General features: G+C 65.6%; 4 protein-coding genes. 2 read left to right on the top strand and 2 right to left on the bottom strand.

The window, feature by feature from the left end:
* Window positions 1-148: 148 nt before the first annotated feature.
* Together ACFVAV_RS18250 and ACFVAV_RS18245 are read left to right on the top strand one after the other, a co-directional pair.
* Window positions 149-727 carry a hypothetical protein gene (locus tag ACFVAV_RS18250; protein WP_379036103.1) on the top strand — a complete coding sequence of 193 codons (579 nt, stop codon included), beginning with the start codon at window positions 149-151 and terminating at the stop codon, window positions 725-727.
* Window positions 728-1,030: 303 nt separating this feature from the next.
* Complete coding sequence (locus ACFVAV_RS18245) at window positions 1,031-1,864, top strand: class I SAM-dependent methyltransferase (RefSeq protein ID WP_379036102.1); 834 nt, start codon at window positions 1,031-1,033, stop codon at window positions 1,862-1,864.
* Between the two features lie 926 nt (window positions 1,865-2,790).
* On the opposite strand, the gene ACFVAV_RS18240 is transcribed toward ACFVAV_RS18245, so the two are convergent.
* Window positions 2,791-4,104: a cytochrome P450 gene (locus ACFVAV_RS18240; RefSeq protein ID WP_379036101.1), complete on the bottom strand. Its 1,314-nt coding sequence runs from the start codon at window positions 4,102-4,104 to the stop codon at window positions 2,791-2,793.
* Between the two features lie 116 nt (window positions 4,105-4,220).
* Window positions 4,221-21,365: an amino acid adenylation domain-containing protein gene (locus ACFVAV_RS18235; RefSeq protein ID WP_379036100.1), complete on the bottom strand. Its 17,145-nt coding sequence runs from the start codon at window positions 21,363-21,365 to the stop codon at window positions 4,221-4,223.
* Window positions 21,366-21,617 lie beyond the last annotated feature (252 nt).

Below are 21,617 nucleotides of genomic sequence, written 5' to 3'. Positions count from 1 at the left end.
TGCCGAATAGGGCTCGGCACGTGGGGTCCGGACGGGCTTACCGGGGTTCCGGCGGTGAAAGCAACGGAGTTCGTGGAACGCTGGGTGCGCATCGCAGGCAGATACCGCGGCGCGAACTAAGACACGAGCAAACCCTGAGAGGCCCACCGTGACCGCAGACGCATTGTCAGCATTCGACTGGACTTATCCGCCGTCGATAGCTCTGTCCAACCGGCTGGTCGGCCAGGCGCTGGGGGTCAAGACCAAAGTGGTCGAGCAGATGATCGAGGCTGGTCTGATCACCGATGGTGTCGATGTGGATGAACTCAACCATCTGATGGGCATCCCGGTGGCCGGTACAGGACCTGGCACGATCCCCGTGCTCCTGATGCCCAGCCGTCGGCCGAGCAACGACTGCACCCCGGTGCAATACCACTCAGAGATGTCGGATGCCGACTTGACGGCCGACATCAGGAGGTTCCTGCGACAGGACCACTACGGACTGCTCCGGCAGAGAACCTGGATGCTGCTGCTCTGCGAGACGTTCGTCGTCGGTGCGGCCAACTGGACCAGGCTGCCTGACGGCAACATCGACGAGGTCCACTTACTCTCCAGGTGGCGGGGGCAGATCGGGTCAGGCCACCCGGAGTGCATTCACGCCGACCCGTTGGCTGGCGATCCGATCGACATGAGCATTCTGGGCAAGAGACTGGTCAGGAACAGGGCGAGCATTCTCTGCGTGTTCTAGGGACACTTGAAGTGATGTCCATGTCCGTTGCTTCTCGGCGAGTACTACCGGAACCCTTACTTCCGGATTCCGGCATCAAGGGCCTTCGGTGACCCCTAATGCTCACTGCCCCAATGTATTTCATGACCAATGGATGTGCTTGCACATATTCCATCAGGCGCGCAGACGACCCGCCGTCTGATGCCGAGCTCGTCAAGTCGAAGTCGCAACGTTGGCTGACGCCGTTGTGTATTCGATCACTTGGCGTCATGAAACGATGTCATCCCTACTCCAGCCCAGATCGCACAGGCCTAGCGTCTTAGCATGACCGGGTCTTCGCCAACCTCTTCACCACGGAATCCGCACTACACGCTCCCCAACGAATGGGATTTCGCTGACGAACGCCTGGCACTGCTCGGCGCAGCCTACGACCCAGACAGCATCGCCCTTGCTCAGCGACTGGGCGTGGGTGCGGGATGGCGGTGTCTGGAAGCCGGAGCTGGCGGCGGTTCGTTCGCGCGATGGCTATGCAATGCCACATTGCCAGGTGGTCGAGTGCTCGCGGTGGACGCTGACCCACGTCACCTGATGGACCTGCCCGACCGTGGCGGCGAAGTCACCCGGATGGACCTGGTCACCGATGAACTCCCCGAAGGCGCATTCGATTTCGTCCATACAAGGTTCGTGCTGCTGCACATTGCCCAAAGAGACATTGTTGTGCAGCGACTGGTCCGGGCGCTGGCGCCAGGTGGCGTTCTCGTGCTCGAGGAAGGCGACGGGCTCGGCGTCCTCAATGAAATGCCAGGCGCATTCGGGGAGGTCTGGCGAGCCTTTGCGCGCTCGACCGAGACCGCGGGTGCGAACCAGGCCTGGGCCAGGAACCTACCCACGCACCTGGAGGCGCTCGGGCTCGTCGACGTCCAGGCCGAGGCGCAGATCCCTGTGTTTCGCGGCGGTTCGCCGATAGCGCGCATGTGGAACCTCACCTGGGTGCAGGTCCACGACACTTTGGTAGCGCACGGGGTCTCACACAAGGTCATCTCCACCGCGCAGGCTGAGCTGGGGGACGAACAGCGATGGTTTTATGCCCCGCCCACGGTCCGCGCATGGGCCCGAGCCCCCCGGTTGCCAGTCACAAATGATCATCGGTGTGGCTGACCACCATATCTGTCACCACTCGTGAGGCCCGAACTGGTGGGAGCGCCGCGTTGATCAAGCTATCTGTCACCAGATTTCCATCACCGTTGTCACCGACCGCCCGTTTGACGGCTCCTCGGCGAGTTGCCCGTCATAGAACGTCCGCTCATTCCGATTATCGTGCTCTTGATTACTGTTGAAGATCCACCGGCGGCGAATCGACTCGAGGTCGGCGTCCGAGTCCACCGGTGCGGCCCGGACAGGATCTCACTGCCGACTGCGTCCACATCGTCCGTCGCGGCGGATCGGAACCGCGACAAGGCGGTCCGCAGACGGCATCCATCAAACACACAGCCAAAACGGGGGGTTTACGGGGGGCCAGGACCGAAAACCAGGTCAGATCAAGTAGTCCCCGACTATGACCAGGCGTTTTCCGGTTGCCCATGGTTTGCGTGTCCTGCCGAGGGCACGAACCTTCGACATCACGCCAGGACTGACATTCGCCAGACCTACTGGTCCACGCTCGTGCCTGAAGTTCGGACGTTGGCGAGACCTGGATTCCGCCATCCCGATCGAGCGCTACCGGCCCCTCCACCGCACCATGTGCCCATGCGCCGCCGCGGCCTGTCCCCCGACCAGGTCGAGACCGCCGTCCACCTCTACCAGCTCGGATGGTCCCTCACTCAAGTAGGACAGCATCTCGGCGTAGCCCACACCACCATCCAGACCGCATTCCGCCAACACGGAATACCCACCCGAGACACTCACGGAAGACCTCGGTAGCGGGCGCATGACCATGCCCTCCATCCGAGCAACCGCAAGGGGCCCGCCTCGGGTGATCGATCCGGTTTCTTCATGCTCCGCGCCCTATCCCGGGTCGTCATCGAAGTGCCGGAAGGGGTGCTCCGGTGAGACCATCCTGGCCGATAGGGCGCCCGACACAGAAGCTAGTCGGCAGTGAGTTTGGCGGGCATGGAGCGGTAGGCGTGCAGGTTGATCAGGCGACGCGGGATCGGCGGGCCGTCCAAGCGCAGATCCGGATATCGCTCGAAGAGGGTCCGCAGCGCGATGACGCCTTCCATTCGGGCCAGCCGGTATCCCAAGCAGCCGTGCACCCCGCCGCTGAACGCGAGATGATCCGCGGCGTTGATCCTGGTCACGTCGAATCGTTCGGGATCAGGGAAGACGCCGGGGTCGTAGTTTGCGCCCGCCAAGGACAGTAAAACCAGAGAACCGCGCTTGATGTGCTGATCGGCGATGTCGACGTCACAGTTGGCCATCCGGCCGGTCATCCGCACGGGGCAGTCATAGCGCAGGATTTCCTCGATCGTGTCCGGCCACAGCTCAGGCTTCGCCTTCAGCAGTTTCAGCTGATCCGGATGGCTGGTCAGCAGGACGATTCCATTGCCGAGCAGGTTCACCGTCGTCAGGAATCCGGCGTCCAGCAGCAGGGCGGCGTTGGCCGTCTGCTCGCGGCGGGTGAGCTCACGACTTGTCGCAAGCACAGAGAGCAGGTCATCGCCCGGTTCGGCGGTGAGCTCGTCGATGCGCTGGTCGAAATATTGCTTGACCTCGGCCAGTTCGTCGGTAGCGTGGCGATACGTGGTCCAGGTCAGGGCGCGGTCGATCAGCGGCGCACTGTTGAGACCCCACCTCAGCAGAGTCGAATGCATGTCGGCGGGAAGCCCGAGAATCTCGGCGATGATCGCGACGGGCACCTGTGCGGCGAAGTCCTCGATCAGGTCCGGTCGTGGATTCGACTCCAGGCGTTCGAGTAGGCCATCGGTCACTTCGACGGCCCTTTGCTCCAATTCGGCGATCGCACCCGGTCTGAACGCGTGCCCGACCACACGCCGGTACCGGGTGTGTTCCGGCGGATCGGTCACCAGCATCGAGGGCGGTTCGGAGAGGTTGGGAAGTTCCTGATCCGTCTTGGTCAACACCCAGCGGATCGGCTTCGGAATGATCGGATGGTTGGGCGTGACCACGCCGAAGCGATTGTCTCGCAAGATGCGACGACACAAATCGTAGTCCGTGGTGACGTACGTCCCCGACAATTTGGGCAGACGGCCCCGCTGTCGGATCTCCTCGAGGAACGGCGACGTGCCGAGTAAGCGATCCTGGCCGAAGGCGATTTGCGCGAGGGGATCGCCGCGACGCGCCGACCACAGCAGGTAGAACCGCATTATGCCGTGTATGAGCAGCCACCGAATCCACGCGCGAGTCAGCATTACCGCCTTTCGGTCCGACATCGCGCTCATGATGGGTAATGATAGCCAGATCATATGATTTGCACCTTGTTTGCGCGGTTGGCTGGTTCTGTCGACGATGTTGCTGGGAGCCCCGCCTCGGGGCACTGCTCGACGATTCGGTCCGGCTAGGTGGTGAGGGTCGATCGGAAGTGCTCTGTGAGGACCAGTCCAATTGCGCGGAGCGCGTCGGGTTCGGTCATCCGTTCGTGCCGAGTGGGAATGTCGTGTTCGGTGATATTGCCGGTGATGTGGTCGTTCCATGCGAGCGCCGGACAGGGGTCGTCGTCCGTGTGGTCGGCGGCGTTGAAGTAGATCAGGTCACCGTCGAAGAGTGCCGGCCGGTGGTTCCAGGCGAGGTCGACCAGTCGGGTGTAGTCCTCACGCAGGATCACGAGATGTTCGGGGGTCACGGCCGTGAGGAGCCCGCCTTGGCGATGCAGCAACTCGATTGCGGCCTCGATGGTGAGGTCGGCGGGGTCCTGAGGTACGGCGAGGCCGCCGAACTCGGCGAGCATGTTCCCGATGCTCGGTGTGGGAGCGCGCACGCTGCGGGCGGTGACGACGCGGGTGTCCATCATGGCCAGGGTGGCGACAGGGTCGCCGTCGCTGCGGAGTTGGACGGCGATCGCGTGGGCGATGGTGCCGCCGAGTGAGTAGCCGAGCAAGTGGTAGGGGCCGTGCGGTTGGACGGCCCGGATCTCCCGCACGTAACGGGCGGCGAGTCGGTCGAGCGTTTCGTACCGTGCGGTGGGCTCGGTGAACGCCGGGGACTGCAGCCCTCGGACGGGACGTTCGGGGTCGAGGTGCTGCACGAGTCCGCTGAAACCCCAGGCCAATCCGATGGCTGGATGGACGCAGAACAGTGGCGGGCCGGTTCCGGCGGCGCGCAGCGGGAGCATGACCGAGAGTGCTTCGCCGGGGTCTTGTTCGTCGATGATGTGCTGGCGGGTGTCGATGCGGTGGGCCAGTAACTGCGGCGTCGGGTCGGTGAAGATCCACTGAACCGGCACGTCGACACCGGTCGATTCCGCCAGCCGCGCCACCAGTTCGGTAGCGGCCAGCGAGTTGCCGCCGAGGGTGAAGAAGCCGTCGTCGACACCGGCTCGATCGATGTCGAGGGTTTGAGCGAAGGCGTCGCAGACGGTGGCCTCGAGTGGCGTGGACGGTGACCGGAAGCGGGAGGGGCGCTGGTCGGGTGGGGGCAGGGCTTTGTAGTCGAGTTTGCCGGTGGTGGTGCGGGGGATCCGGTCCAGCACCATGATCGAGGACGGGATCATGTGGGTGGGTAGTCGGTGTGCGAGGCGGGTGATCAGTGCGGTGGTGTCGGGTGTGGTCTGGGGGGTGGGTACGACGTAGCCGATGAGTTGGTTGGTTCCGTTGGGTTGGGCATGGACTGTGACGGCTGCGTGGGTGATATCCGGGCAGCTGCGCAGCGCGCTCTCGATCTCCCCGGGTTCGACGCGGTTGCCCTGGATCTCGAGTTGTCGGTCGCTGCGGCCCTGGTAGTGCAATGTTCGGTCGGCGGTCCACGCGACCAGGTCGCCGGTGCGATACATGCGCGTCCCGGCCGGCCCGTACGGGTCGGGGATGAATCGGGCTGCTGTCGTTGCAGGTTGCTTGTGGTAGCCGCGGGCCAGGCCTGGTCCGGACAGATACAGTTCGCCGACTACCCCGGGTGGGACGGGGCGCAGTCTGCGGTCGAGTACGACGGCGGTGAATCCGCGTACCGGGCTGCCGATCGCCATCGGGCTGTCTGTGCTCGTGGTCGAGGGAGCGTCGGCGCAGCTCGTGATCGTGGTTTCGGTAGCCCCGTAGCAGCTGATCACTGTGCGGCCCGGTGTCCATAGGTTCGCCAGGTCCGGTGGGCAGGTCTCGCCGCCGATGACCAGGGTGCCGAGGGTGTCGACGAGTCCGTCGGGGTGCATTGATGCAAGCACTGTCGGGGTCATCGCGGCATGGGTGACGCGTTCGGTGTTGATCACCCCGGCCAGTTCGGGGCCGGCGGCCACCGGTGGTGGAGCGAGGATCAGGGTGGCTCCGGCGGCGGCGGCGCCGAGCCATTCGAGGATCGAGACGTCGAAGCTCACCGAGGCAGCCGCCAGCATTCGGGAGGTCGGGGTGAGGCCGAACCGTTCCCGCGTGTCGGCGGCCAGGTTCGCTATCCCGGTGTGGGTGACCACGACCCCTTTGGGGGTCCCGGTGGAGCCCGAGGTGTAGATCAGGTAAGCGGGGTGCTGCGGTCGTAGCGTGGTTGTTCGTTCGGGGTCGGTGACCGCGGCAGGGGACGCCGACGCTGTCGCCGAGGCGAAAGAGGGGTCGTCGAGGACGAGCCATCTGGTGGTGTCCGGTAGCTGGTTTCGGTGGGCCCCGAGGGTCAGCCCGACGGCGGCGCCGGAATCGGTCAGAATGCTGGTGATCCGGTCGTGCGGATGGGCGGGGTCGATTTGAACGAACGCGCCGCCGGTCTTGGCGACCGCCCATACGGCGAGCACAGCCTCGATGGAGCGCGGCAACGCCACGACCACGAACGATTCCGGCCCTATCCCGGCATTGATCAGTACCCGCGCCCACCGGTTCGAGGTTTCATCGAGTTCGCGGTAGGACAGTCGTGTGCCGCTGCATACCACCGCTTCGGTGTCCAGCGTCATCGCGGCCGTCAACACCTGCGGCAACACCGACATCGCCTCGCCAGGAGGACCGTGAACGGGTACCAGCGCTGCTCGCTCGACCGGCGATAGCAGCTGTAGCCGGTTGAGGGGGAGTTCGATATGTGTGGCCAGGGTGTCGAGCACTCGCAGCACCCGGTCGGCGATGGCGTCGATCTGGTGCCGTGTGAACAGTTCGGGCAGGTATTTGAAAGTCAGGTGCAGCCGGGTGTCGTGCTGGACCATCAGGCCGAGCGGAAAGTGCGCCGCGTCACGGCCGTGCACGTCCAGGACGCGCATTCCGGCGATATCGGTGTCTTCGGACAGCCCGGCCGAGTCGATCGGGTAGGACTCGAACACGGTTGCGGTGTCGAATATCGCGGCGGGACCGGCCACCTGTTGGATGCGGGCGAGTCCGAGGTGGTGATGGTCGAGCATCGCGCCTTGCTCGGTGTGTATTCGCCGTAGCAGCTGGGCGAGGTTTTCGCGGTGGTCGAGCCGGACCCGCACGGGCACCGTGTTGATGAACAGCCCGATCATCGATTCGATACCGGGGATCTTTGGCGGCCGCCCGGAGACTGTGGTGCCGAAGACCACATCTTCGCGGGCGATCGCGCTCGCGAGCACGATCGCCCAGGCGGCTTGGACGACGGTGTTGAGGGTGGTCTCTTGCTGGTGGGCCACGGCGACCAGGGCCGCGGTGCGGTGTTCGCTCAACCGCACCTGGACCTCACGCGCGGCAGCGGACTGCCGGCGGCCGCGGGCTTCGGGCGCCAGCAGAGTCGGCTCGGTGACGCCCTCGAGTGTCCGCGCCCACGCGGTTTCCGCCGCGTCCTGATCCTGGGCCTCGAGCCACATCAGGTAGTCGCGGTAGGGACGCACTGATGGCAGCACTGTGGGGTCGCTGTCGGTCGCGTAGAGGGTCAGCAGTTCCCGGATCAGCAGTGGCGTGGACCAACCGTCGATCAGGATGTGATGAATGGTCAATACCAACTGGTACCGCTGGGGGCCGGTGGCAACAAGTGCCAGTCGCAGCAGCGGCGCCGCGGTCATGTCGAAGTGGCGGTCGTTGTCCATGAGCCGATCGAGCGCGGCCGCGGTGTCGGAGCACTCGGCCAGGTCGATCTGGGTGAACGGCACTTCGACATGCCGATTTACCACCTGAACCGGATCGCTGGCGCCGTCGCGCACGAACGCGGTCCGCAGGTTCGGGTGCCGTGCGACGAGCGTCTGCACCGCACGGCGTAACCGGTCCGCGTCGACGCGCCCGCCGAGTTCGATACAGAGTTGCACGATGTAGCTGTCGTGGGCGTCGGCGGCGAGCTGGGCGTGGAACAACAGGCCCGCCTGTAGCGGTGTGAGCGGCCAGATATCGTCCAGTGCCGGATGCTGGGCCTCGAGCCGGTTGATCGCGGCCTGGTCGAGGTCGACCAGGCCGATGTCGGAGGGCGTCAGGCCCCCGGCCCCAGGCCGGGACGCGTGAGCGGCGAGAGCCGTCACTGCGTCGCGCCACAGGTCCGCGAGGTCGGTGACCTCGGCGGAAGTGAGCAGGCCGGCCGGATAGTCCCAGGTCGCGGTCAGAGCCGGCCCGTCCGGCGTGTCCACGGTGACCGCGTTGACGGCCAGCAGAGCTGCTATGGCCGCGTCGGGATTCTGCACACCGCCGCGGTTGGAGTCGCCTTCGGCGGGCATCCACTCGCTGTCGCGCAACGCTTCCGGAATGGCGTCGAACCGGCCCAGATAGTTGAAGCTCACCTGCGGGTCGGGCAGGGCACCCAGAATGCGGGCGGTATCGGCGTTGAGGTAGCGCAGCAGCCCATAGCCGATCCCGTGGTCGGGAACCTGGCGGAGTTGTTCCTTGATCGATTTGATGACCGCTCCGGCGGCAGCCCCAGCGGCGAACGCGTCGTCGATGTCGATGTCGGCCAGGTCGAGCCGCACCGGGTAGGTGGTGGTGAACCATCCGACGGTGCGGGTGAGATCGGCACCCGGGAGCACCGTGTCGTGGCGACCGTGGCTTTCGAGGGTGAGCAGTGTCTCGGTGACCATGTTGCCGTGGCGCCGCTGCCATCGCGTCAACGCCAGCGCGAGCCCGGCGACGAGGGCATCGTCCACGTTGCCGTGGAACGCCCCAGGCAGTGTGGTGAGTACAGAGCGGGTCACCGCGGTAGGTAGCCGCACCTCGACAGTGGCGAGAGTGCCCTGCACGTCCACGACCGGGTCGAGAGGGCGGGCCCCGATCGCCGGATCAGCAGCGCTGAGCGTGGACCGCCACCAGTCGAGTTCATCGAGGTTCCCCGCGGCGGTGTCCAGGCCGTGCGCCCAGCGTCGCATCGACGTACCGACCGGCGCGAGCCGCGGCGGTTGCCCGGCACTCACCTGGGCCCATGCCACAGCGAGGTCGGGCACGAGGATCCGCCACGACACGCCGTCGGTGACCAGATGGTGTACGACGACGAGCAGCCGCCCCGGCTGTCCGGGCGAGTCGAACCACACCATCTGGAGCATGACTCCCGCCCCGGGGTCGAGGCGCTCGGCGGCCGCATTCGCCTCCGCGTCGACAATCGCGGCGAACGCGCTGCTGTCCGGTGCCGCATCCACCGACGCGCGCCGGATCAGCCCGGCAGCGGATACCCCGGCCGGGGGTACCTGCAATGCCCAACCCGATGGATACTCGGAGTCGGGGAGCAATCGGGCCCGCAGCATGTCGTGGTGATCGATCACCGCTTGCACGGTGGCGCTGATTCCGGCGATGTCGATGCCGGTCGGCAGAGTGAGCATCACCCACTGGCAGAAGCAGTCGAATCCGCCGCGCTCGAACAACCAGCACATGATCGGCGTCGCCGGCATCGGACCCACACCCCCGCCGGGCAATTCCGACGGAAGGGCGGTCGCCGCGGCGCTGTCGTGCACGGCGATCCGGGCCAGCCCGGCGACCGTTTTACACTCGAACACATCACGCACGGAGAACACCAGACCCGCCGCCTTGGCGTAGGTCACCAGCTGGATCGACACAATACTGTCACCGCCGAGAGCGAAGAACGAATCATCGAGGCCGACCGTGTCGACACCCAGTACCTCGGCGAACAGTCCCGCCAGCGTCGACTCCACGTCGGTGACCGGTGCCCGGAATCCGGCTCCGCTCCTGTGGAATTCGGGCTCTGGCAGTGCGGCACGGTCGAGTTTGCCGTTCTTCGTCATCGGCAGCTCGTCCAGCATCACCACGGTCGCGGGCACCATATGCGGGGCCAACCGCTGCGCCGCGACTGCGAGGACGGCAGCCGGGTCCAGGTCGGCGCCGGACTCGGGCACCACGTACCCGATCAACCGCTCGCCGGTGCCCGGGCCTCGGTCCACGGTCGCTACCGCGCGGGCCACACCCGGGCAGGCGACCAGAGCCGATTCGACCTCGCCGAGCTCGATGCGGAAACCACGAATCTCGACCTGGAAATCCGAGCGGCCCACATAGTCCAGGACCAGGTCCCCTTCCGGTTGCCGCCGCCAGCGCACCAGGTCCCCGGTCCGATACATGCGTTGTCCCGGGGCTGCGAACGGATCGGCGACGAACCGCGACGCTGTCAGATCCATCCGGTTGTGGTAACCGCGAGCCAGACCCGGACCCGCGAGATACAACTCACCCACAACCCCGACCGGTACCGGCCGCAAGCACGCGTCGAGCACAACCTCACCGACGCCGCGGATCGGCCCGCCAACCGTCACCGCCGCCGACGGGTCCAGCGCCGCACTGATATTCGTCATGATGGTGGTCTCGGTCGGGCCATATCCGTTGTGGAACGCTCGGCCCGGCGCCCACCGGACGACCAGTCCCGGCGGGCAGGCTTCTCCGCCGACGACGAGCACCCGCAGGCCATCCAGGCCTGTCGGGTCGACCGACCCCAGCGCCGACGGGGTGATGAAGGCGTGCGACACCCGCTGCTCGATCACCAAGCGCCGCAGCTCTTCTCCGCCGTATATAGTTGTCGGCGCGATCACCAGTGTCGCCGTGGCCTCGATCGCCATCAACTGTTCGAGCACGGCCGCGTCGAAGCTCGGTGAGGCGAGGTGCAGGATCCGCGCCGACGGCCCCACCGCGTACCGGTCACGTTGCTCGGCAGCGAAGTTCGCCAGTCCGGTGTGGGTGACGATCACGCCTTTGGGCCGCCCGGTGGATCCGGAGGTGTACATGACGTACACCGGGTGGGCCACATGCAGCGGTACTTTTCGTTCAGCCGGCGTGATGGCCGCCGCGGAGGTGGTGGCGAGATCGGCTCGAAGCTCGGGGGCGTCGAGTATCAGCCAGTCGATCGTGCCGGGCAGCGCTGCCGCTACCGTCGATACCGTGATACCGATCCGGGTGCCGGAATCGGTCAGCATGAACATGATCCGGTCGTCGGGGTAGGTGGGGTCGATCGGTACGAACGCTGCCCCCGACTTGGCCAGCGCCCATACCGCCAGTACCGACTCGATCGACCGCGCCAGCCCCACCGCAACGGTTGTTTCCGGTCCCGCACCCCGACCGATCAGGAGTCGTGCCAGCCGATTCGACTCGGCATCCAGCTCGCCGTAGGTCCACCGGCGATCCCCGCATACCACCGCGACCGCCCCTGGATTCCTTTGCACCGCCGCGGTCAACAACTCCGGCAGGACTCGCCCCGGTACGGCCGGATCACCCGACACCGGCGTCAACTCCCGGTATTCCGCCGTGGAGAGCAGATTCAGCCGGGCCAGCGGCAGATCAGGGTCGGCGGTCACGACGCGGATCACTCGCAGGACCCGCTGCAGGGTTGCCTCCATCGTGTCGTGGTCGAAGAGTTCGGGCAGGTACATAATTTTGAGGCGCAGTCGCGTGTCGATATGGGCAACCACTCCCAGCGGATAGTGCACGGCGTCGATCCCGGTCACGTCGATCAGCCGCATCCCGGCGATATCGGTGTCTGCGGTCAGCCCGCCACGATCCACCGGGTAGGACTCGAACACCATCATCGTGTCGAACACCGCACCCTGCCCGGCCACCCGTTGGATGTCGGTCAGACCCACGAGCTGGTGATCGAGCAGTGTGACCTGCTCCGCCTGGATTCGGTCGAGCAGTTGCCCCAGGCTCTCGGTGGTGTCGAGCCGGACGCGCACCGGCAGCGTGTCGATGAACAGCCCGATCATCGATTCGACGCCCGCGAGCTGCGGAGACCGCCCGGAGACCGTAGTACCGAACGTCACATCCGCTCGGGAGGTCAACCCGCCCAACACGATCGCCCACGCCATCTGGAGCACGGTGTTGAGGGTGACTCCACGGGACCGCGCGAGGCCGGTCAGCGCCGTGGTCTGCGCCTCGGTCAGTTCGCCTGCCAACTCACGTGATTCGGAATATCGACGGCCGGGATCGCCCGGAGCCACCAGGGTCGGCTCGTCGGCGCCGTCGAACGCGCGGGCCCAGGCATCCAGCGACGCAGCCGGGTCCTGCCCGGCGATCCACGCCAGGAAGTCCCGGTAGGGGCGAACACGAGGCAGGATCGAGGTGTCGCCGTCGGTGGCGTAGAGCACCAGCAACTCCTTCAGCAGCAGCGGCGTCGACCAGCCGTCGAGCAGCAGATGATGGTTGGTCAGCACCAGCCGGTAGTGCTCCGGCCCCATGGTGACCAGCATCCAGCGCAGCAGCGGCGCGTGAGCCGGGTCGAGCCGGGTCGCGCGGTCCGCTGCCATCAGTCGATCCCACTCGCGATTGCGTGCGCCGTCGTCCAGCTCGGACAGGTCGAGCTCCGCCAACGGAGTCCCGACGTGTTCGAGGACCACCTGCACCGGCTCGGCGCCGATGTCCGCGTCGAAGGCGGTGCGCAAATTCGCATGCCGGTCGAGAAGCATCTGCGCGACTCGGCGCAGCCGCTTCGGATCGACGTACCCGCGCAACTCGAGGACCAGCTGCATCACGTAGGCGTCCACAGCCTCCTCGGACACCAGCGCATGGAACAACAACCCCTTCTGCAACGGAGTCAACGGCCAGATGTCGCTCAACGCCGGATACCTGTCCTCGAGTCGCTCGATCTCGGACTGCCCGAGTCGGACCAGATCCAGATCCGAGGGCGTCCGGCCTCCGGATCCGGAACGATGGGTATGTGCCGCCAACGCGGTCAATACCCGACACCACGACTCCGCCACCTCACGCACCTGGACGTCGGTGAGGACCCCGGCGGGATACGACCAGGTCGCCCGCAACCGTGGTCGGTCACCGTCGTCGAGGGTGAGGGCATTGATGTCGAGTACCGCGGACACCGGCATATTCGGATCCCGCGCACCGGCGAGCTCGCCACCGCCGAGGTCACCACCACCGTCCACCGGCATCCATCCGACCGCCGCCATCCCGTCGGGAATCCCCGGCGCACGGCCGAGGTAGTTGAACCCGATCTTCGGCACCGGCAGACTCCCGAGAATCGGTGCGGTGTCCTCATTGAGATAGCGCAACAAGCCGTAGCCGATCCCGTGGTCCGGAACAACCAGAAGTTGCTCCTTGACCGACTTGACCGCCGCACCCAAAGCCGGCCCACCCACACATGCGTCGTCGAGATCGATGCCCGAAAGGTCCAGGTGCACAGGAAAACTCGTGGTGAACCAGCCCACCGTCCGGGTGAGATCCGCGCCCGGCAAGGCACCATCCTCACGGCCGTGCCCTTCGAGACCGATCACCACGTCTGCGAGCGAACCACCGGATGCCTCCGTCTCGAACCCACGCCGCCACCTCGTCACGGCCACTGCCAGTGCGGCCAGCAGCCCGTCAGCGACACTGCCGTGGAACGCCGCGGGCACATCGGTCAACAGCGCCTCGGTCACCTCGGGGGACACTTCGACCTCGACGGTGCGGGTGGTGGCAGCCACGTCGGTCACGGGGTCCAGGGGCCGGGACCCGATCACCGGGTCGTCACCGACAGTCATCGCCTGCCACAATTCGAGCTCGGCGACCCGCTCCCGGCGTTGGGCTGCCTCGACCAGCCCGCGCGCCCACCTGCGCATCGACGTCCCGACCGGGGCCAGATCGGGTGGCTCGCCGGACTCGATCCGCATCCAGGCGAACGCGAGGTCCGGTACCAGCACGCGCCAGGAAACCCCATCGATCACCGAATGGTGCACCAGCATCAGTACCCTGCCCGGCTCTGCCGTATCAACCGGGTCGAACCAGACCACCTGCATCACGATCCCCGCACCCGGATCGAGCCGGTCCGCTGCGGTATCCAACTCCGCCGCCACCAACGCACGGAACTCGACGCTTCCCGGCCTCCCCTTCAGCGCCACACGCTGGATGACGTCGTCGGCCCGAATCGTTGCGACCGGCAGCACCTCCCACGTCCAGCTCCCGTCCTCGCCCGGGCGCAACCGCGCGCGCAGCATGTCGTGCCGATCGAGTACCGCCTGCACCGTGTCGGTCAGTCCTTGTCGGTCGATCCCCGCGGGCAGACCCAGAACCATTGCCTGCGACAAGCGGCCGAACCCCGGCTTCGCCCGCTCGAGCAGCCATCGCATGATCGGCGTCAGCGATATCGGCCCCACACCCGCGCCGGGCAGTTCCGTCGGAGGAGCGCTCGCCGCAGCGCCGTCACGGGCGCCGACCTGGGCCAGCCCGGCGACCGTCTTACGCTCGAACACATCGCGGGGGGAGAACACGACACCCGCCGCCCTGGCCCGTGTCACCAATTGGATCGACATGATGCTGTCACCGCCGAGGGCGAAGAACGAGTCGTCGAGACCGATCGTGTCGATGCCAAGTACATCGGTGAACACTCGAGCGATCGTGTGTTCCATCGCTGTCTCAGGCGCTCGGAACGCCTTGTTGTCGGTGAATACCGGATCTGGCAGCGCCTTGCGGTCCAGTTTGTTCGTCGGTGTCAACGGAACGCGGTCCAGCACCATGATCGAGGACGGGACCATGTAGGACGGTAACCGGGCGGTCAGATGTTCGGTCAGCGTGGCGGTATCGATCGAGTGATCGGGCGCGGCAACGACATACGAAACCAGCGACTCGGCCCCAGAGTCGTTGCGGTGGCCGATGGTGGTGGCGAACCCGACGGTCTCGTGGGCAGTGAGTGCCGCATCGATCTCGCCGAGTTCTATGCGCAGGCCCCGAATTTTCACCTGGAAGTCGGTGCGGCCGAGATGCTGGATCGCTCGGTCGGCCGTCCACCGGACCCTGTCCCCGGTGCGGTACATCCGTCCACCGGGTAGCCAAGGACAGGCTACGAAACGCTCGGCCGTCAGGCCCGCCCGGCGATGGTATCCGCGGGCCAACAGCGGACCGGCAATATACAACTCACCCGCCACACCGACCGGCACGGGCTGCAGCCGCTGATCCAGCACCCATTCCGAGACACCGCGAATCGGGCCACCGATCGTCACCGGCTCACCCGCCGCCAACGGAGCGCTGTGGTTCGTCACGATCGTGGCCTCGGTCGGACCGTAGACATTGCAGAACTCACGACCGTCGCTCGCCCAGCGGCGCACCAGCTCCGGCGGGCAAGCATCACCGGCGGAAAGGACGAGCCGCAGATTGTCGAGTCCGTCCGGATCCACCGAACTCAGGGCCGCCGGTGTGATCACCGCGTGGGTCACCCGCTCGCGGCGCAGCAACTCGGCCAGCTCCGCGCCGCCGTAGGTGCCGGGCGCGGTGATCACCATCGTGGCGCCGGGACCCGCTGCGAGCAGCAACTCCGAGACCGACGCATCGAAGCTCGGTGACGCGAAATGCAGGGTCCGCGAGTCCGCGGTCATCGCATAGCGTTCCCGCTGTTCGGCATCGAGCGCGGCCAACCCGCCGTGCGTCACGGTCACACCCTTCGGCACCCCCGTGGAACCCGAGGTGTAGATCAGGTAGGCCGGGTGCTGCGGCCGTAGCACGGTTGTGCGTTCGGGATCGGAGATCGGCTGGGCACTGCAGGCCTCGTCGATGTCGTCGGGTGTCAGCCAGTCGATGTCATCGGGTAGTTGTGAGCGCACCGATGCCATGGTCAGGCCGATGGCTGCCTTCGAATCGATCATCATGTAGGTGATGCGTTCGGTGGGGTAGGTCGGGTCGATCGGCAGGTAAGCAGCTCCCGATTTGGTGACCGCCCATACCGCGAGGACCGAATCCACAGAGCGCGGCATACCGATCGCGACGATGTCTTCCGGGCCGATACCTCGTCGGATGAGCAGGCGCGCCAATCGGTTCGAACGCTCGTCCAGCTCTCGGTAGCTCAGCTGTTGCCCGTCGAACACGATCGCCGTCGCGTCGGGATCCTGCGCGGCCGCCGTCCTCAGCAGGTCGGCCAGGGGGGTGGGCGCCATTGTCGGCGCACCGGAACGTGTCAGCAGATCGGCTCGTTCGGCGGGCTCGAGTATCTCGATCGTCCCGACCGGAACCATGGGATCGGCGGCAACCGACTCCAGTACCCGGATCCACCGGTGCACAAGAGAATCGATGGTCGTCGCGTCGAACAAATCCGTGGCGTAGGTGACCGCTACCGTGATATCGCCGCTGTCATGGTTGTCCGACAGCACGAACTGCAGGTCGAAGCGAGACACCTCGGTAGGCAGATCGACCACCGACACCGCGAGACCGGGCAGCTCGAGCTTCACCTGTTCCAGATTCTGGAATGCCAGAAGCACCTGGAACAACGGGTGCCGGGCCTGAGAACGCTGCGGAGCAAGGTGGTCCACCAACTGCTCGAACGGAACAGCGGCATGCCCGAAGGCGTCCAGGTCGACCTGCCTGATCCGGTCGAGCAGATCGGTGAACGGTTCATCGAGATCGATGAATGTCCGTAATACCAGGGTGTTGACGAACATGCCGATCACGTCGTCCAGCGCGGCTGCACCACGCCCGGCGATCGGCGTGCCGATCGGAATGTCGCTGCTACCGCTCAACCGGGCGAGCAGGACCGCCAGCGTGCCGTGGATCACCATGAAGAACGACGAGCTATGTTGCTGCGCAAACTCTTTCAATTCTCCGACCATCCCGGCGCGCAACGAAAAACTCGCAGTGGTACCCCGATTCGACATCACCACCGGCCGCGGCCTGTCGATCGGCAGACGAAGCTCATCGGGAACTCCGTCCAGAGTTTCGGCCCAGTATCGGATCTGCTGGGCGCACAACGATTCCGGGTCGTCGGGCGAGCCGAGGCAGGCTCGTTGCCATAGTGCGTAGTCCGCATACTGGACAGGCAATGGTGTCCACGACGGGGCCTCACCGCGAATCCGTGCGGTGTACGCAGTTGTCACGTCGCGAGCCAGGGGTGTCATCGAGAAGCCATCCGCGGCGATGTGATGCACCACGACGGCCAATATGTATTCGGGTTCCTTGCTGCCGAGCGCAGCGAACAATCGGGCACGCACCGGCACCTGGGCGCTCACGTCGAAGCCCTCGATGACGAATTCGGTTACCGTTGCGATCAACTGGCTCGGCAGAACCGGTACCGGAGTCAGTTCGTGTTCGACGTCGTCGGCGGGTTCGATCAGCTGGATCAGTACTCCATCGTGGTCCGGGTACCGCGTTCGCAAAGACTCGTGCCTGCGCAGCACGTCGACCATGGCCAATCGCAGGGCCTCGACGTTCACCTCGCCGCGTAGCCGAATGGCGATCGGCAGGTTGTATGCCCCGGAGCCGGGTTCGTACTGATTGAGGAACCACATCCGTTGCTGGGCCGGTGCCAACGGCACGAGCGCAGGGCGTGGCCCAGCGATCAGCGGCGGGCCGCGCCCCGTGCCGGCATCCCGCTCTACACGAGCTGCGAGTGCCGCGGCCGTGGACGCCTCGAACAACAGTCGCACGGGAATCTCGGTATCGAGCGCGGCCCCGAGCCGCGCGGCAATCCGCGTCGCTACCAAGCTGTCCCCGCCGAGGGCGAAGAAGGAATCGTCCACACCGACCCTGTCGACACCCAGAATATCTGCGAAACACCGGGCGACGATCCGCTCGGTCGACGTCCCAGGCGCCCGGAAAGGCCTGTCACCAGCGAACACCGGCTTCGGCAGCGCCTGACGATCCACCTTCCCCGCCGGCGTCAACGGAAAACGATCCAGCACCGTGATCGACGCCGGAACCATATACGACGGCAACCGATCACCCAGATCCTCGGCCAGCACCGCCGTATCGATCGAACACCCCGGCGCCGCAACGACATACGAAACCAACAACTGCGCCCCCGCATGACCACGACAACCGACAGTCGTCGCATATCCCACAGCATCATGAGCCATCAGCGCCGAATCGATCTCCCCCGGCTCGATACGCAGACCTCGAATCTTCACCTGAAAATCCGAACGACCCACATACTCGACCGCCCCCTCGTCCGTCCACCGAGCCAGGTCCCCGGTCCGGTACATCCGCTCACCCGGCGCCCAAGGACAAGCGACGAAGCGCTCCGCCGTCGTACCCGCCCGAGCGCGATACCCACGAGCCAGCAAACTGCCCGCAACATATAGTTCACCCGCGACACCGACCGGCACAGGCTCCAACCGCGAATCCAGAATCCACTCCGACACACCACGAATCGGACCACCGATCGTCACCGCACCACCCACGATCAGCGGGGTGCTTTGGTTCGTCATGATCGTGGTCTCGGTCGGACCGTAAGCATTGAAGACCTCACGACCATCGCCGGCCCAGCGCTGTACCAGCTCCGGCGGGCACACCTCACCGGCCACGACGACGACTCGCAGAGCATCGAGCCCGGCCGGATCCACCGACATCAACACGGTCGGCATAACCACCGCGTGCGTCACTCGCTCGCGGCGCAGCAGATCAGCCAACTCGGCGCCTCCGTAGGTGCTGGGCGGGGCGATCACCATCGTCGCCCCGGCGCCTACCGCAAGCAGCAACTCCCAGACCGAGGCGTCGTAACTCGGCGATGCGAAATGCAGGGTCCGCGAAACCTCCGTTGTCCCATAGCATTCCCGCTGTTCGCAACTGAGCGCGGCCAACCCCGCATGCGTCACTGTCACCCCCTTCGGTACACCGGTGGAGCCCGAGGTGTAGATCAGGTATGCCGGATGCTCCGGGCGAAGTACGGCTGTCCGTTCCCTGTCGGAGATCGGCTGAGCACCCGAGGCTTCGTCGAGGTTGTCCGAAATCAGCCAATCGATATCATCTGGCAACTGCGCGCGCACAGCTGCCACGGTCACGCCCACAACCGCCCCGGAATCGGCCACCATGTGAGCGATCCGCTGCCTCGGATAACCCGGATCGACCGGCACGAAAGCCGCCCCCGACTTCGCAACGGCCCAGACCGCCACCACTGAATCCACACAACGCGGACAACCCACCGCAACCACGTCCTCGGGGCCCACACCGCGCCGAACGAGTAACCGGGCCAACCGATTCGAACGCTCGTCCAACTCCCGATAACTCAACCGCCGCCCATCGAACACGACCGCCGAACCATCAGGGTTCCGCCCCACCGCCGCAGCCAACAGCTCCGGCAACGTCATCACCGGCACGGCGGCGGCACTCGAATGCGACAACAGGTCGGCTCGCTCGGCAGGCTCGAGCATCTCGACAGCGCCGACCGGAATCGTCGGGTCGGTGGCTACCGATCGGAGTATCCGCATCCATCGCTGCGTGAGGGAGTTGACCGTTGCCTCATCGAACAAGTCGGTGGCGTACGCGATCGTGGCTGTCGAGTCACCGCCGTCGTGGTCCTGCGAGAGTATGAATTGTAGGTCGCAGCAGGATATTTCGCTGGAGAGTCCGAGCGCCGGCAGTTCGAGGTCGAGTAGTCCCGGTTGGACCGGTTCCAGGTTCCGGAAGGCCAGCATCACTTGATACATGGCGTGTCGCGACCGGGATGGCGGGTCCACCGCTTGTTCCAACGGAACATCGGCATGATCGAACGCATCCAGATCAACCCGCCGAACCCGACCGAGCAAATCGACGAATGACTCGCCCGGATCAATCTCCGTCCGCAACACCAACGTATTGCCGATCCTGTCGTCGAGCGCCCCCACACCACGCCCCGCAACCGGCGTACCAACCGCAATATCAGCGCTGCCACTCATCCGGGCGAGCAACACCGCCAACGCACCATGAACCACCGTGAACAACGAAGAATCATGCTGCCCGGCAACATCTTCCAATGCCCGAACCAGTCCGGCGCCGAACGAATGGACGACGGTGGCGCCCCGATTCGACATCACCACCGGCCGCGGCCTGTCCACCGGCAAGCAAAGTTCCTCGGGAAGATGCGCAAGCGCAGCCCGCCAGAACACCAGGTTCTCGCGGCGGCGGCGGATCCCGGCGCTGTCGGCGGCGCTACCGGGGTCGACCTGTCCGAGCTCGGTGTCCGATGTGGCGGCAGTGAACTCGTCGAGGAACTCCACGAATCCGGTGCGGTGCGCCGACAGTTCGAGGTCGGTGTAGAGGTTGGGATTGGCCAAGAACTGGAGGATCGTCCGCGGCGGATCCCCGGTCTGATACACATCGACCAGCAAATCCTCGACCGGGCCGGAGCTGAGGATGTGGAATTCCCCGGTCACCGACCCGAACTGGAGCTTCCGGGCGAAAAGCATGACGTTCACCACCGGGCCCGCGAAGCGCCGCTGTGTGGCACGGGTCCCGGTGGCGGCGCGGATGTCGGCGAGGCCGCACCTCTGGTGCCGCAACACACCCACCAGATCGGACTGCACCCGCAGGGCCAGCGTCGCGACGGTGTCCCCTGGATCGAGGACGATCGGAAGCGGTGCGATATTGACGAACACCCCCGCGGACCGCCGCAGCACGGCGGTCGTGCGGCCCGACACAGGAATGTTGACCAGGACCTCGTCCCGGCCGGTTTTCCTGGCCAGGTAACAGCCGAATGCGGCGATCACCACCGCGGCCGGGCTCGCGCCCAACGCTTTCGCCGAATGATCGATCCGCCCCACCGTCTCCGCCGACAGTTCGGTGATCGCGACAACACTGTCCGCGCACGCGGGGGCGTGCCCGGCAGCCAGGCCGAGTTCCTCGCCGACGCCGGCGAGTCTGTTCACCCAATAGGTCTGGTCGTCGGTGAACCGCTTCGACTCCCGGTAGCTGCGGTCGGCCTCGTACAGGGCGCGGATATCAGCCGCCCGGTTGGGCTCTGCCGTGCTGCCCTGCACCGCCGCCGTATACAGCGCCGCAATCCGATTCACGATCATCATCGCGCCGTAGCCGTCCATTGCGACGTGGTGGCTCCGGCAATACAGCAGATAATGCCGATCCCCGACCCGCACGATCGCCGTGGCGACCAACCAGTCCCGGGTCATATCCAACGGCGCGGTGTACTCCCGGCGCATCCACTCCAAGCCTGCCGCGACGGGATCCGGTGCACTACGCACATCGATCACCGGTCCCGCCACCTGCAGTGATGGGTCGTAAAACTGAGACGGCTCCCCCTCGGTCTCTACCAGTTGTAGATACCCCGACTGGAACTCGTGGCCGGCTCGAATCGCCGTCTTACGCAGCAGATCGACGTCGAGGTCGCCCTGGAACTCGACGTACTGCGCCTCGGATATCGGCACATCCGGACTCAATTTCTGCGCCAGCCACAACCCCCGCTGCCCGGCAGACAGCGGTATCGACTGCACGGCCGACGCGTCCGGCTCGGTATTTCCGTTCGATCCGAGGTCGAGCTGCGGTCGCGGAGCAGTCATCATTCCTTCTCACCCCGACCTCGGCAATCATAACGCGAACGACGTTCGGGTACAAAGCCGGATGCTGAGACAGTTTCCATATCCATGGCCGAACAGCAGAAACTTGGCGACTTTCGACCTTCGATTAGACGGCGGAATATTCTTTCGGTTTCGGCATTTGTGCACTTCGTCGGCCGCCGGTGGTGAATACACACCCGAATTCGCATGTAGTAGTACCACATTCGGCGATGATGGCCCGACTCCTTCGGATCG

The sequence above is a fragment of the Nocardia sp. NPDC057663 genome, from assembly GCF_042799895.1.
Classification (GTDB): Bacteria; Actinomycetota; Actinomycetes; order Mycobacteriales; family Mycobacteriaceae; genus Nocardia.
This window is presented reverse-complemented; position numbering and strand designations above follow the sequence as displayed.

Bases quoted from the DNA above. Each gene is read 5' to 3' on its own strand.
- ACFVAV_RS18245 (WP_379036102.1), top strand. From the start codon at position 1,031: ATGACCGGGTCTTCGCCAACCTCTTCACCACGGAATCCGCACTACACG.
- ACFVAV_RS18240 (WP_379036101.1), bottom strand. From the start codon at position 4,104: ATGAGCGCGATGTCGGACCGAAAGGCGGTAATGCTGACTCGCGCGTGG.
- ACFVAV_RS18235 (WP_379036100.1), bottom strand. From the start codon at position 21,365: ATGACTGCTCCGCGACCGCAGCTCGACCTCGGATCGAACGGAAATACC.